Source organism: Campylobacter lari (genome assembly GCF_004357905.1).
Taxonomy (GTDB): domain Bacteria; phylum Campylobacterota; class Campylobacteria; order Campylobacterales; family Campylobacteraceae; genus Campylobacter_D; species Campylobacter_D lari_D.
On the sequence record NZ_SMTT01000011.1, the window covers coordinates 19085 to 33526 of the forward strand.

General features: G+C 32.5%; 11 protein-coding genes and 5 tRNA genes. 1 reads left to right on the forward strand and 15 read right to left on the reverse strand.

The window, feature by feature from the left end:
* Positions 1 to 5 precede the first annotated feature (5 nt).
* The 15 genes from rpoC to E2O22_RS07500 form a co-directional block, all read right to left on the reverse strand.
* Positions 6 to 4559, reverse strand: coding sequence for a DNA-directed RNA polymerase subunit beta' (gene rpoC, locus E2O22_RS07430; RefSeq protein WP_133319933.1), 4554 nt, complete (start codon positions 4557 to 4559; stop codon positions 6 to 8).
* Positions 4552 to 8685 carry a DNA-directed RNA polymerase subunit beta gene (gene rpoB / locus E2O22_RS07435; RefSeq protein ID WP_133319934.1) on the reverse strand — a complete coding sequence of 1378 codons (4134 nt, stop codon included), beginning with the start codon at positions 8683 to 8685 and terminating at the stop codon, positions 4552 to 4554. Before rpoB ends, rpoC begins: the two co-directional genes overlap by 8 nt.
* A 95-nt stretch (positions 8686 to 8780) precedes the next feature.
* The gene (rplL, locus tag E2O22_RS07440) at positions 8781 to 9158 is read right to left on the reverse strand and encodes a 50S ribosomal protein L7/L12 (RefSeq protein WP_012661184.1); all 378 of its coding nucleotides are present in this window, start codon (positions 9156 to 9158) and stop codon (positions 8781 to 8783) included.
* A 20-nt stretch (positions 9159 to 9178) separates the two neighbouring features.
* The gene (gene rplJ / locus E2O22_RS07445) at positions 9179 to 9658 is read right to left on the reverse strand and encodes a 50S ribosomal protein L10 (protein ID WP_133319935.1); all 480 of its coding nucleotides are present in this window, start codon (positions 9656 to 9658) and stop codon (positions 9179 to 9181) included.
* A gap of 155 nt (positions 9659 to 9813) precedes the next feature.
* Entirely contained in the window at positions 9814 to 10515 is a 702-nt protein-coding gene (rplA, locus tag E2O22_RS07450) for a 50S ribosomal protein L1 (protein WP_039617747.1), read from the reverse strand.
* A gap of 64 nt (positions 10516 to 10579) precedes the next feature.
* The gene (gene rplK, locus E2O22_RS07455; RefSeq protein ID WP_012661181.1) at positions 10580 to 11005 is read right to left on the reverse strand and encodes a 50S ribosomal protein L11; all 426 of its coding nucleotides are present in this window, start codon (positions 11003 to 11005) and stop codon (positions 10580 to 10582) included.
* A gap of 27 nt (positions 11006 to 11032) precedes the next feature.
* Positions 11033 to 11566 carry a transcription termination/antitermination protein NusG gene (nusG, locus tag E2O22_RS07460; RefSeq protein ID WP_087684660.1) on the reverse strand — a complete coding sequence of 178 codons (534 nt, stop codon included), beginning with the start codon at positions 11564 to 11566 and terminating at the stop codon, positions 11033 to 11035.
* A 1-nt stretch (position 11567) separates the two neighbouring features.
* Positions 11568 to 11750, reverse strand: a complete 183-nt coding sequence (gene secE, locus E2O22_RS07465; RefSeq protein ID WP_039617745.1) for a preprotein translocase subunit SecE — start codon at positions 11748 to 11750, stop codon at positions 11568 to 11570.
* A 16-nt stretch (positions 11751 to 11766) separates the two neighbouring features.
* Positions 11767 to 11842: transfer RNA gene (locus E2O22_RS07470), tRNA-Trp, on the reverse strand.
* Between the two features lie 21 nt (positions 11843 to 11863).
* Positions 11864 to 12022, reverse strand: a complete 159-nt coding sequence (gene rpmG, locus E2O22_RS07475; protein WP_039617743.1) for a 50S ribosomal protein L33 — start codon at positions 12020 to 12022, stop codon at positions 11864 to 11866.
* Between the two features lie 41 nt (positions 12023 to 12063).
* The gene (tuf, locus tag E2O22_RS07480) at positions 12064 to 13263 is read right to left on the reverse strand and encodes an elongation factor Tu (RefSeq protein ID WP_039617742.1); all 1200 of its coding nucleotides are present in this window, start codon (positions 13261 to 13263) and stop codon (positions 12064 to 12066) included.
* A 65-nt stretch (positions 13264 to 13328) separates the two neighbouring features.
* Positions 13329 to 13403, reverse strand: a tRNA-Thr gene (locus E2O22_RS07485).
* 104 nt (positions 13404 to 13507) lie between these two features.
* Positions 13508 to 13584 (reverse strand) — tRNA-Gly (locus E2O22_RS07490).
* Between the two features lie 7 nt (positions 13585 to 13591).
* A tRNA-Tyr gene (locus E2O22_RS07495) sits at positions 13592 to 13677 on the reverse strand.
* Between the two features lie 46 nt (positions 13678 to 13723).
* Positions 13724 to 13799: transfer RNA gene (locus E2O22_RS07500), tRNA-Thr, on the reverse strand.
* 91 nt (positions 13800 to 13890) lie between these two features.
* Between E2O22_RS07500 and yaaA the strand changes: the two genes are divergently transcribed.
* Positions 13891 to 14442, forward strand: a 552-nt coding sequence (gene yaaA, locus E2O22_RS07505) for a peroxide stress protein YaaA (protein WP_133319936.1), incomplete at its 3' end; no start/stop codon positions are given.

Here is a 14442-nt window from a genome sequence, read left to right on the forward strand (position 1 = left end):
GATTTTTATTCTTTTTCTTTTAATTTAAGTTTTTGTTCTTGATATAATCCCGTTCCAACAGGAATCATACGACCTAAAATTACATTTTCTTTTAGATCTTCAAGATAATCAAATTTACCTGCAATACTTGCTTCTGTTAAAACTTTCGTTGTTTCTTGGAAAGAAGCAGCTGAAATCACGCTATCACTTCCAATAGCCGCTCTTGTTACCCCAAGTAACACAGGTTCAGCCACAGCAGGCTCACCACCATATCTTAAAATTCTTTCATTTTCTTCTCTGAATTTTCTTCTTGAAACTAAATCACCCACGATGAAGTTAGTATGACCACTATCTACAATTTTAACTTGTCTTAGCATTTGTGATACGATGATTTCAATATGCTTATCAGAAATCACAACACCTTGACCGCGATAAACTTGCTGAATTTCAGAAATAAGATAATAATGTAATGCTTTTTCACCTAAAATTCTAAGTACATCATGGCTTGAAATAACTCCATCGGTTAATTTTTCACCCGCATGGATAAACTCACCATCTCTTACTTGAATACGTTTTGATTTATCTATCAAATACTCTGCACTACTTCCATCTTCTGCTTGAATAATGATTCTTTCTTTTGATCTTAAAGGCTTATCAAATCTAACAACTCCGTCAATTTCAGCTACAACGGCAGTGTTTTTCGGCTTTCTTGCTTCAAATAATTCAGATACTCTTGGAAGACCCCCGGTAATATCTTTTGATTTAGCTGCTGCCTTTGGTGTTTTAGCTAAAATATCAGCTTGCTTCACCTTATCACCATCATTTACATAAATAACAGTTTTTGGCTCTAATTGATAACGCACTACTTTGTCATTTTCACCTATGATTAACAACGCTGGACGCACTCCACTTGGTAAATACTCATTAATAACAAGCGATCTTTTACCTGTTGCTTCATCAATTTGTTCATCAGCACTATAGCCTGATTCAATATCTTCAAAATTTATAGTACCTGCAACCTCTGCAATTACGGTGTTATTATATGCATCCCATTCAGCAATGATAGTTTTGTCTTCTTTGCTTGATTTTGCTATGATAGCTTTAGGATTATCCACAAAAGCACTATCATCAAATTCAATCACGGATTCTCTTGGTATATAATGTCTTTTTGCTTCTCTATCATTTTCATCAGCAATAACAACAAAAACACCTTTTTCTTTAACTATATCACCTTTTTTAAGATTTTTAATCCTATCTAAACCATCGCCTTTGAGCATGTAAAATTTTAATGTGCCTTTTGCACCTGCTATAATATCTTGAGTGATAGGATCACCATCTTTTACTAGCAATTCACTTGCATAAGGAATACGATTTGGTATATTCCAACCTTCTTTAATCACTTCAACAATACTTTCATTTTCAGCTACTTCAACACCATCGCTATATGGAATATATAACTTACCTTCGATATTACCACTTACACCGGCAAGCTCATTAGCTTTTGCTAAATCATATTTTCTTAATATAAATTTAGCTTCATTGTTTTTTGCTTTAACGCTAACTACTACATCTTCATACGCATGTTCAATATGGATAGTTCCTTTAAATGGGGCTTTGATTTTTGGCTCAACAAGTAAAATAGCAGCATTGCGATGATTTGCAACGATAGTTTTACCTTGTCTATCTTCATAAGTGTTAAGATTATAAAATCTTACAAAACCTTCTTTATGTGCTACTACTTGACGATCTTGTAAATCTGTACTAGCAGTACCACCACTATGGAAAGTTCTTAGTGTAAGCTGAGTTCCTGGCTCACCGATTGATTGAGCAGATATAATACCTACAGCTTCACCTGGCTTAACTAATTTGCCCTCACCTAGGTTAATACCATAACATTTAGAACAAACTCCTTTTTTAGCTTTACAAGTAATAGGAGTTCTAATACTTACACTCTTTACACCACTTTCAACAATTACTCTAGTTTTTTCTTCATCTATTAAAGTACCTTCTGAAAATAAAATTTCATTAGTAATAGAATCAATAATATTTTCAGCTAAAACTCTTCCTAAAATTCTTTCCTCTAAGGTTTCAATCACAACACCATCTGCTGTGATTTCATTAATTTCAACACCCTCATGTGCACCACAATCATCCATTGTAACTTTTACATTTTGCGCCACATCGATAAGCTTTCTTGTTAAATAACCTGCATTTGCTGTTTTTAATGCTGTATCTGCGAGACCTTTTCTAGCACCATGAGTTGAAATAAAATATTCAAGAACATTAAGTCCTTCACGGAAATTTGAAATAATCGGCGTTTCAATAATTGAGCCATCAGGTTTTGCCATAAGACCCCTCATCGCAGCAAGCTGTGAAATTTGAGCTGCTGAACCTCTAGCACCAGAATCTGCCATCATATAAATAGAGTTAAATCCTTCTTTATCTTTTTTAATTAACTCCATCATATCTTTTGACAAGATATTATTAGTGCTTTTCCAAATATCAATAATCTTATTATATCTTTCACCCGAAGTAATCAAACCTAAATTGTATGAATTTTGAATTTCTCTTACTTGTTTTTTAGCTTCTTCTATGCTTTTTTGCTTTTGATCAGGCACAATAATATCAGCAATTGAAATAGAAATACCTGCTTTTGTTGCATATTCAAAACCAAGATCTTTTAGTTTATCTAAAAAGCTAGCACTTACTTCAAGGCCACCTTCTTTATAAACATAATCAACCAAAGCTGCAATATCTTTTTTCTTCATGACTTTATTCCACATATTTTCAGGAACAAAATCAGGTAAGATAGACTTAATAATCAATCTACCCGCGGTTGTTGTGATTTTTCTTCCATCAACCACACTTCTAATGCTTGCATGAATATCTAAAGATTTTGCTTCTAGAGCAATCATAACCTCTTCAATACCTGTGCAAATTTTATGCTCACCTTTAGCACCATCTTTTTCTAAAGATAGATAATAAATCCCCAAAACCATATCTTGAGAAGGTACAGTTACAGAACGACCACTTGCTGGAAGCAAGATATTCATAGATGAGAGCATTAATACTTTACACTCAGCTATTGCTTCTTGAGATAAAGGCACATGCACAGCCATTTGGTCCCCGTCAAAGTCAGCATTAAATGCCGCACACACTAATGGATGAAGTTGAATCGCTTTACCCTCTACAAGCACAGGATGAAAAGCTTGGATAGAAAGTTTATGCAAGGTTGGAGCACGGTTAAGCATTACAGGATGACCTTTAACAACCTCTTCTAAGCACTCCCAAACCTCATTAGTTTTGTTTTCTATCATTTTTTTAGCTTGTTTTACGGTAGTTGCATAACCTTTTTCTTCAAGCTTAGCTAACAAATGTGGTTTAAATAATTCTAAAGCCATTTTTTTAGGTAAACCGCATTGATCCATTCTAAGTTTTGGTCCAACAACAATAACACTACGACCTGAGAAATCCACCCTTTTACCAAGTAGATTTTGTCTAAAACGACCTTGTTTACCTTTGATAATTTCACTTAAAGATTTCAATGGGCGCTTATTTGCACCTTTAACTGCATTTGCTCTTCTGCCATTATCAAACAAAGCATCAACTGCTTCTTGTAGCATTCTTTTTTCATTTCTAATGATAATTTCAGGTGCATCAAGCTCCATAAGTCTTTTTAAACGCGTATTTCTATTGATAACCCTTCTATATAAATCATTCACATCAGAAACTGCAAATTTTCCACCATCTAAAGCTACCAAAGGTCTTAAATCAGGTGGTAATACAGGTAAATTTGTGATCATCATCCACTCGGGACGATTTGGTACTACTTCATCAATATTTGTATTGCTATTTAAATTACTATTTAAGAAATTTTCTACTACTTTTAAGCGTTTGATGATAGTTTTTTTCTTTGCCTCTGAATTAGTTGCTGCAATATCTTCTTTTAATTTATTTAAAAGCTCGACAAGATCTAAATTTGCTAGCAAATCTCTAACAACTTCACCACCCATTCTAGCTTTAAATCCACTACTTTCATAGCGTTGCATTAAATTTAAATACTGCTCTTCATTTAACACATCACAAAATTCAACTTTTTTAGTATTTTCATTATCATAGTACGCATCACCTGGATTTTCTACTATATATGCTTCATAATATAATACGCGTTCTAAGTCTTTCATCTTTACGCCGAGTAAAGTACCGATACGACTTGGTAAAGAGTTCACATACCATATATGTGCTACTGGGGTAACTAGCTCAATATGCCCCATTCTTGAACGACGCACTTTAGAACTAGTAACTTCAACACCACATTTTTCACACTTAATGCCCTTAAAACGCATTTTTTTATACTTACCACAAAGACACTCATAATCTCTTACTGGTCCAAAAATTTTAGCACAAAAAAGCCCATCTCTTTCAGGCTTTAAAGTTCTATAATTAATCGTTTCTGGTTTTTTTACTTCCCCATAAGACCATGATTTGATTTTTTCAGGACTTGCAAGTCTTAATTGAAAAGCTTCAAAGTCTCTAGGTCTGCCATCTTCTTTTATTTCGATAGGTTTAAATTTACTCATTATTCTCATCCTTATCAAAAATCTCAACATCTAAAGCAAGAGATTTTAATTCATTTGTAAGTACAAAGAATGTCTCTGGAATACCTGTTGCTGGAACATTCTCGCCTTTTGTTAAAGCTTTATAAGCACTAAATCTACCTTCAACATCATCAGATTTAATAGTAAGCATTTCTCTTAAAGTATGAGCTGCTCCATAAGCTTCAAGAGCCCAAACTTCCATCTCACCAAATCTTTGCCCACCAAATAATGCTTTACCACCAACTGGTTGTTGTGTTACTAAGCTATAAGGTCCAGTGCTTCTTGCGTGAACTTTTTCATCTACTAAATGGTGTAATTTAAGCATATACATACATCCAACATGCACACGCTCTGCCATTTTTTCACCAGTTCTTCCATCATAAAGTTCGCTTTTTCCATCCATAGCTATTTTAGCCATTTCAAAAAGCTTACCAAATTCTTCAACCGTTACACCTTCAAATACAGGAGTAGCAAATTTTACCCCTTTAGCCCAATCTCTAGCATAAGAAATAAGTTGCTCATCATTTAAAGTTTGTACAAATTTCTTTTCTAGCTCAAGTCTAGATACACTACAAATTTCAAGAATTTTTTCGCGTAATTCTTTTACAAAATCTTTTTGTTTTCTATCAAAAATTTCTTGAATTTGATCACCTAGTCTCATACCAACAATCCCTAAGTGACTTTCAAGAATTTGTCCTATATTCATACGACTTGGAACCCCTAGAGGATTTAAAGCTATATCAATAGGTCTTCCATCAGGTAAATAAGGCATATCAACTTCTGGAACGATATTAGATACAATACCTTTATTTCCATGGCGTCCCGCCATTTTATCCCCAACTTTTAATTTTCTCTTAGTCGCAATATATACTTTAACAAGTTTTACCACTCCACTTGGTAAAATATCATCTTTTTCTAAAATTTCTAATTTTTCATCATGCTCTGTTTTAAGCTTTTTCTTCTCGTTTTGGAAGTGATTTTTTAAATCATCATATTCTTTTTGCACTTCTTTAGAATAAGCTTTAACTAAAGAATTTAATGCAAAACGATTAATTTTTTCCAACTCGGTAATTTCTACCTTGGAACCTTTTTTATATTTAACACCATTTATTTCTTCGTCTGAATTTAAAGGTGATTTAGAAAGCAAAGAACATACTCTTAAAGTTTCTTCTCTGTCCATCATCAAAAGTCTATCGTGATGTTCTTTTTCAAGATTTAATTTTTCATCATCATAGGCTTTTACAGCACGAGCATCTTTTTCATAACCTTTTTTAGTAAATATTTTTACATCTACAACAACACCTTCCAATGAAGCAGTTGCATATAAAGATTTATTTACAACATGTCCTGCTTTTTCACCAAAAATAGCTCTTAGTAATCTTTCTTCAGGCGTAGGTTTTACCTCACCTTTAGGTGAAACTTTACCTACCAAAATCATACCAGGCTTTATATGAGTTCCTATTTTTGCAATACCACTCTCATCAAGATGTGCTAAATCTTCCTCTTTAACATTTGGAATATCTTTTGTAATCTCTTCAACGCCATCTTTAAGTTCTCTAGCCTCTACTTCTTTTTCATAAATATGAACACTAGTGAAAGTATCTTCGCGTAAAATTTTCTCACTAATTACAATAGCATCTTCATAATTATATCCATGCCATGGCATAAATGCGATCAAAGCATTTTTACCAATAGCAAGCTCTCCTTGGTCCATACTTGGACCATCTGCAATAATTTGACCTGCTTGAATAAATTCGCCTTTTTTCACAATCGGGTGTTGAATAAAAGTTGTATTTTGGTTAGTTCTTAGATTTTTTTCCATTTTATAATGATCAATAAATGGTCCATTTTCATCTTCGCCCAAAATAAAAATATTTTTATTATCAACTTTTTCTACAATACCTGCTCTTTTAGCTTTAATAGCTTCCCAAGCATCACGTGCAATGATTTTTTCCATACCAGTACCTACTATAGGTGCTTGTGCGGTTAGTAAAGGCACTGCTTGACGCTGCATGTTTGAACCCATCAGGGCTCTGTTTGCATCATCATGCTCCAAAAATGGAATCAAAGAAGCTGCAACCCCTACTATCATACCTGAACAAAGGTCAATCAAATGCACTTCTTCTCTTCTTGCTAAGATTGTTTCACCATCTTGTCTTGCTTCAACAAATTCTTCAACAATATTACCTTTTTCATCAATTTTAGTTGAAGCAGCTGCGATCACTAAACCTTCTTCTTGAGTAGCAGTTAAATAAACAATTTCATTACTTACTTTTCCATTTTCTACTTTCTTATAAGGTGCTTCAACAAAACCTAGATCATTTACTTTAGCATAAGTTGAAAGCGTATTAATCAAACCGATATTTTGACCTTCTGGAGTTTCAACAGGACAAATTCTTCCATAATGCGTTGCATGGACATCACGCACTTCAAAACCCGCTCTTTCTTTTACTAAACCACCCTCGCCAAGCGCAGATAAACGACGTTTATGAGTTACCTCACTTAATGGGTTTGTTTGATCCATAAATTGAGACAATTGACCACCGGTAAAAAATTCCATAATTGTCACAGTAATTGTTTTAGGATTGATTAAATCATAAGGCATTACTTTATCAATATCTGCATTTAATGCGGTAAATTTATCTCTGATTGATTTTTGCATTTTAGCAAGACCCACATGAAGTTCATTAGCTAAAAGCTCTCCGATCGATCTAATACGACGATTGCCTAAATGATCTCTATCATCAATATGGCCTCTACCATTTTTTACTTTAATTAAATATTTTGCAGTTTTTACTATATCTTCATTTGTTAAAACTGTAACATATTCAGGTGTATCTAATCCTAGTTTATGATTCATTTTCATACGACCAACTTTTGTTAGATCATATCTTTCAGGATTAAAAAATAAATCATTTACAAAAGCTTTTGCGGCATCTTTTACTACAGGCTCGCCTGGTCTCATTACTTTATAAATTCTAATAGCTGCTAAATCATTTTCATCTTCTATATTTTCAGTTTGTTTTAATAATTTTAAAGTCTCATTATCTTGAATGAAAGAATTAATAATAGCAGCATCAACTCCATTTGCTAAGTCATTTGCAATATCAAATTGTTTTTCTTCTTTAATTTTAGCTAGTTTTCCTTCATCTAATAGTGTTAAAGAATCATATAAAACTTCACCGGTTTCTTTATTAATGATAGGACTAGCTAAATATCTATTTGTTAAAATTTCAATTGGATATTCAACCCATTTAACACCGTCTTTTATAAGTTGCTCAGCTTTTTTCTTTGTCATTCTTTTACCGGCTTGGTGTACAACATTACCTTTTTCATCTTTTAAGTCATATTCGACTCTATCTAAAAAGTCATTTGGATTAAATTCAGTTAAAAATTTATCTTTTTTAACATGAATAGTTTGTATAGGGTAAAATAATTTTATAATATCTTGCTTTTTATAACCAAGTGCTCTAAATAAAATAGTAATAGGCACTTTCCTTCTTTTATTAATACGCACATAAAGCACATCTTTTGCATCATATTCAAAATAAAGCCAAGAACCACGATCTGGTATAATTTGAGCTGTATATACTAATTTATTTGCAACAGTAGAACTTTCTTCTTCTTTAAAAATAACACCTGGACTTCTATGAAGTTGATTTACAACAACTCTTTCAACCCCATTAATTATAAAAGAAATTCTATCTGTCATTAAAGGAATTTCTCTAATATAAATTTCTTGTTCTTTGATATCTTTTATACCAATTTTTTCACCCGTTTTTTCATCTTTTTCATGTAAAGTTAAACGGATTTTCATTTTCAAATTTACAGAATAAGTTAAACCTCTTTCCATGCACTCTCTAATGGTGTATTTAGGTTTACCTACTTCACTACTTACATATTCTAAACTTAATCTATTTTGCGGATCATGAATTGGAAAGATAGATTTGAAAACTTTTTCAATTCCACTTTCTGAATTTTTTGCATCTAAATTTAAAAAATAATCAAAACTCTTTTTTTGTAATTGTAATAAATTTGGAATGTCTATTTGTTGTGGAACATTCGAGAAGTCTATTCTTAAACGATTTCCTGATTGTGAATTTAACATATTATTATACCCCATGGTAAAAGTATTGAAAGAAAGAATCCTTATTAAAGGAAAACAAGAAAGGATATAAAATCCTTTCTTTTAAAAATAAAAAATTATTTAAGTTCAACCTTAGCGCCAGCTTCTTCAAGTTGTTTTTTAGCTTCTTCAGCTTCAGCTTTACTAACACCTTCTTTAAGAACTGATGGAGTTTGCTCAACTGCATCTTTTGCTTCTTTTAATCCAAGACCAGTTAAAGCACGAACAACTTTAATTACATTAATTTTTTTATCGCCACCATCTTGTAATACAATATCAAATTCAGTTTTTTCTTCAGCAGCACCGCCAGCAGCACCCGCAACAGCAGCACCCGCAACCATAACTGGAGCAGCAGAAACACCAAATTTTTCTTCAAATTCTTTTACTAATTCTGAAAGCTCAAGAACACTTAGGTTAGAAATAAATTCTAATACATCTTCTTTAGTAATTGCCATTTTTTATCCTTTTTATAATTTTATTCAGCTTCTTTTTTTTCTTTTAATGCATTTAATCCAATTGTAAAATTGGTGATTGGTGCATTCCAAACTTGCAAAAGCATAGCAAGTAATTCATTACGAGAAGGCATTTTAGCTAAAGCTTTAACTTTATCTACAGAAGCAACTTCGCCTTCGATAAATGCAGTTTTGATCTCAAATGCTTGATTAGCTTCGCTAAATTTATCAGCAACTTTTGAAACATTTAATTGGTCTTCACCCCAAAGATAAATATTAGTATCTTTAAGTTCCATTCCATCTTTGCCGGCATTTTTAAGAGCAATACTTGCTAAAGTATTTTTAATAATTTGAACTTTAACATCCATTTCTCTCGCATTATTTCTTAACTCTTCAAGTTTTTTAGTATTTAAACCCTTATAGTTACAAACTACAACAGCCTCACTAACTTTAAAACCTTCTTCAAGTTTAGAAACAAGTTCAACTTTTTGGCTTTTAGTCATCTTTACTCCTTTCCGACCGGTGATTTCAAGCAGAGCAGAAAAATCTAATTAAGTCCTAAGACCTCGGCTATCTCCAATCTAAGATAAAAATTAGATAAAATAAAAGTTATTATCTTATCTAATTTTTATTAATGAGAGTAAAACTCTCATTAATTTTATTTTGTATCAAGTAATTCTTGAGTATCAAGAGAAAGAGAAGGACTCATAGTTAAAGAAAGACTAGCATTTTTAATATATCTTCCTTTTGCAGCAGCTGGCTTGTGTTTATTAATAGCTTTTACAAATGCTGTCATATTTTCTTTTAATTGTTCTTGAGTAAAGCTAACTTTACCTAAACCTGCATGGATATTTCCTTGCTTATCAACACGGAAGTTAACTTGACCATTTTTAGCATTATTCACAGCTTGTGCAACATCCATTGTCACAGTACCTGTCTTAGGATTTGGCATTAAACCTTTAGGTCCTAAAATACGACCTACTTTACCAACTAAACCCATCAAATTTGGAGTAGCAATTAAAACATCAAAATTCATATTTCCTTTTTGAATTTCTTCTACTAAATCATCACTACCAACTATATCAGCACCTGCATTTTTTGCCTCATCAGCTTTTGCATCTTTTGCTATAACAGCAACACGCACTTTTTTACCTGTACCACAAGGTAAAACTACACTACCTCTTACCATCTGATCTGCATGTCTTGGATCAACATTTAATTTTAAAGCAATTTCAACTGTTTCATCAAATTTAGCAGATGCAAGAGTTTTAACTGTGCTTATTGCCTCATCCATTAAGTAATTTTTATTTGAATCTATTTTTTTTAATAATTCTGTAAATCTTTTAGTATTTTTTGACATTAATTTTTCTCCGCATTTTATATAAAGTGCTACCGCCTTTTTAAACTCTTGGCGGTAAAGAGTATTAATCTACGATTTCAACACCCATAGAACGAGCAGAACCCATAATAATCTTAGCAGCTTGCTCTCTATCTTTTGTGTTCATATCAGCTATTTTTTTATCAACAATTTCTAAAACTTGTGCTTTGGTTAATTTACCTACTTTATTTTTTAAAGGATTATCTGCACCTTTAGAAATACCTGCAGCTTTTTTGATTAAATCAGTAGCTGGTGGTTGTTTTGTGATAAATGTAAAGCTTTTATCTGCATAAACAGTAATAACAACTGGAATATTAAAGCCAGCCATATCTTTTGTTCTTTCATTAAATGCCTTACAAAATTCCATAATATTAACACCTTGTTGACCCAAAGCAGGACCAACTGGAGGTGATGGATTAGCCTTAGTAGCAGCTATTTGTAATTTTATTTCTCCTACGACTTTTTTAGCCATAACCTTACTCCTTTACTTGCTATATTATCAAACTATTTTTTCAACTTGAGAGTATAAGATCTCTACCGGAGTTGATCTGCCAAATATTGAAACATTTAGCTTTAAAACTCCTCTAACCATATCATATTCTTCTACAATACCAACAAAGTTTGCAAAAGGACCTTCGGTTATTCTTACACTTTCTTCTTTATCAAATGAAATTTTAGGTTTAGGTGCTGCTTTATTTTTCACCTTTTCTAAAATAAGATTGATATCTTTTTCACTCAATGGGGTTGGTTTTTTACTTTCCCCTATAAAACGACCAACTTTTGGCAAAGATTGAATTTTATGCCAAAGTTCTGTTGATAAGTCAATATTGGCAAATACATAGCCTGAATACAAACTTCTTTCGCTTATTTTTTCTTTACCATTTTTAAATTCAATCACATCTTCAGTTGGAACAATTACCTCTAGCAATTGCTCTTGAATTCCATGATCTCTAACTAAATTTTCTATGGCTCTTTTTACAGCCATTTCACTACCTGCATAAGTTTGAATTGCATACCATTTATGATTCATTATTTTATCCTATAATCTTAGATAATGAAAATGACATAATTAAGTCAACCAATGCTAAAAATAATGAAACAACAGTGACAACTACAAAAACGGTAATATAAGCATTTCTAACTTGCTCTTTCAAAGGCCAAATAACTTTTGATAATTCAGCTTTTGACAATTTAAAATAAGTTATTAGTTTTTCCATATTTAACCTTATTTTGTGGCAGGGCAAGAGGGATTCGAACCCCCAACCATCGGATTTGGAATCCGGTGCTCTACCGTTGGAGCTATTGCCCTAAGGGCTTTTATATAAAAGCCTTAACTTTTTAATTTAACTTCTTTATGAACTGTATGTTTTTTTAATCTTGGGCAATATTTTTTTAATTCTAATTTTTCAGTTGTATTTTTACTATTTTTAAAAGTACTGTAATTAATATCACCGCACTCTTCACATTTCAAGCCAACTTTAATTCTCATTTTTATTCCTTAAAAAAAGCGAGATAAAATCTCGCTTATGATTATTTAATAATTTTAGATACAACACCTGAACCAACAGTACGGCCACCTTCACGGATAGCAAAACGAGTACCTTCTTCAAGTGCAACTGGTGCAATAAGACTTACAGTAATTCTAACATTTTCACCTGGCATAACCATTTCAACGCCTTCTGCAAGTTGGATAGAACCAGTAACATCTGTTGTTCTTACATAGAACTGTGGTCTATAGTTATTAAAGAATGGAGTATGACGACCACCTTCATCTTTATTTAAAATATAAACTTCTGCTTCAAAGTCAGTATGTGGAGTAATTGATTTTGGCTTAGCAAGAACCATACCACGAAGAACATCTTCTTTTTTAGTACCACGTAGAAGAACACCTACGTTATCACCTGCTTCACCTTGATCCATTTCTTTTCTAAACATTTCAACACCAGTTACTGTAGTGCTTTGTGTTTCTCTAATACCAACGATTTCAATAGTATCACCAACTTTAACAACACCTTTTTCAATTCTACCAGTAACAACTGTACCACGACCTGAAATTGAGAATACATCTTCGATTGGCATTAAGAAATCTTTATCTGTATCACGAGCTGGAGTTGGAATATACTCATCAACTGCTGCCATAAGATCTAGGATTTTTTTAGACCATTCTCCATCTTGTCCAGCTTTTGCTTCTTCAAGAGCTTGTAAAGCAGAACCTGAAATAATTGGAGTATCATCTCCTGGGAAGTCATAAGAACTTAATAGTTCTCTAATTTCCATTTCAACTAATTCTAATAATTCAGCATCATCAACCATATCAGCTTTATTCATGAAAACAACGATATATGGTACACCTACTTGGCGAGAAAGTAAGATGTGCTCTCTAGTTTGTGGCATTGGACCATCTGCAGCAGAAACAACAAGAATAGCACCGTCCATTTGAGCAGCACCAGTAATCATATTTTTAACATAGTCAGCGTGACCTGGGCAGTCTACGTGTGCATAGTGACGATTTTCTGTTTCATACTCAATGTGAGAAGTTGCAATAGTAATACCACGCTCTTTTTCTTCAGGAGCATTGTCGATATTATCATAATCTTTAAGCTCAGCCAAACCTCTTCTTGAAAGAACAGCAGAGATAGCAGCTGTTAAAGTAGTTTTACCATGGTCAACGTGACCAATAGTACCAATATTTACGTGAGGCTTATTACGTGAAAATTTTTCTTTAGCCATCTTTTTCCTCCATATAAAATTTACAAACAAATACTAATTTATGTTTTATAATCTTTTGAAATCAATGGAGCTCATAGCGGGACTTGAACCCGCGACCTCTCCCTTACCAAGGGAGTGCTCTACCTCTGAGCCATACGAGCGCTCAGAAAAATTAAAAACATAAATTATAAAATTTTGGAAATTGAAACTGCTAGAAATTCTGAATTTAAAAACAGCTCCCAGTTTCACTCTACCAAAATTAGGTTGGAGCGGGAAACGGGACTCGAACCCGCGACCCTCAGCTTGGAAGGCTGATGCTCTAGCCAACTGAGCTACTCCCGCAAAGCAATGGTGGTGAGTCGTGGATTCGAACCACGGAAGGCGAAAGCCAGCAGATTTACAGTCTGCCCTCGTTGGCCACTTGAGTAACTCACCATGATAAAAATGCTTTTTATTTCTGGTCAAACACTGCTATCAACAATGGAGCTGGTTAAGGGACTTGAACCCCCGACCTGCTGCTTACAAGGCAGCTGCTCTACCAACTGAGCTAAACCAGCAAAAAATAAAGTTGAATTATAATGTAATTTTGAATTAATGTCAAGTGTTTTAAATAATTTTATATAATTTTTAAAAAATAAAGGATTGATTATGAAAATTTTATTTTCACCTAGCGAAAGCAAAAATAAAATAAATACGCAAGGTTATATAAATAAAAACTCTTTTGTTTTTAGTAATTTATATAGTAAAAGACTTGAAGTACTTACAAAATATAAAAATCATATAAAACAATGCAATGAAGTTGAACTTGAAAAATTTTTTGGTATAAAAGATGCAAGTGAAATAGAAGAATTAACTCATGATATTTTAACAAAAGAAACAAACAAAGCTATTCAAAGATATAATGGAGTTGCTTTTGATCATTTAGACTATGAAAATTTAAGCGAGAATTCAAGAAAATATATAGATGAGAATGTTTTGATATTTTCTAATCTTTTCGGTCCTATTTTAGCAAAAGATTTAATACCTTATTATAAATTAAAACAAGGAGAGAAAATTAAAGAATTTAATATAGAAAAATATTACAAAGATAGTTTCTCTGATGAACTCGATAAATTTTTAGAAAATGAATTAGTCATTGATCTTAGAGCTAAATTTTATGAAAAATTTTATACTATTAAAAAGCCTTTTTTAACTTTTACC

What these genes read in the sequence shown, in the direction of transcription:
- tuf (WP_039617742.1), bottom strand. Translation starts at nt 13,263, where the DNA reads ATGGCTAAAGAAAAATTTTCACGTAATAAGCCTCACGTAAATATTGGT.
- rpoC (WP_133319933.1), bottom strand. Translation starts at nt 4,559, where the DNA reads ATGAGTAAATTTAAACCTATCGAAATAAAAGAAGATGGCAGACCTAGA.
- rplA (WP_039617747.1), bottom strand. Translation starts at nt 10,515, where the DNA reads ATGTCAAAAAATACTAAAAGATTTACAGAATTATTAAAAAAAATAGAT.
- rplL (WP_012661184.1), bottom strand. Translation starts at nt 9,158, where the DNA reads ATGGCAATTACTAAAGAAGATGTATTAGAATTTATTTCTAACCTAAGT.
- rpoB (WP_133319934.1), bottom strand. Translation starts at nt 8,685, where the DNA reads ATGTTAAATTCACAATCAGGAAATCGTTTAAGAATAGACTTCTCGAAT.
- rplJ (WP_133319935.1), bottom strand. Translation starts at nt 9,658, where the DNA reads ATGACTAAAAGCCAAAAAGTTGAACTTGTTTCTAAACTTGAAGAAGGT.
- secE (WP_039617745.1), bottom strand. Translation starts at nt 11,750, where the DNA reads ATGGAAAAACTAATAACTTATTTTAAATTGTCAAAAGCTGAATTATCA.
- rplK (WP_012661181.1), bottom strand. Translation starts at nt 11,005, where the DNA reads ATGGCTAAAAAAGTCGTAGGAGAAATAAAATTACAAATAGCTGCTACT.
- rpmG (WP_039617743.1), bottom strand. Translation starts at nt 12,022, where the DNA reads ATGAGAATTAAAGTTGGCTTGAAATGTGAAGAGTGCGGTGATATTAAT.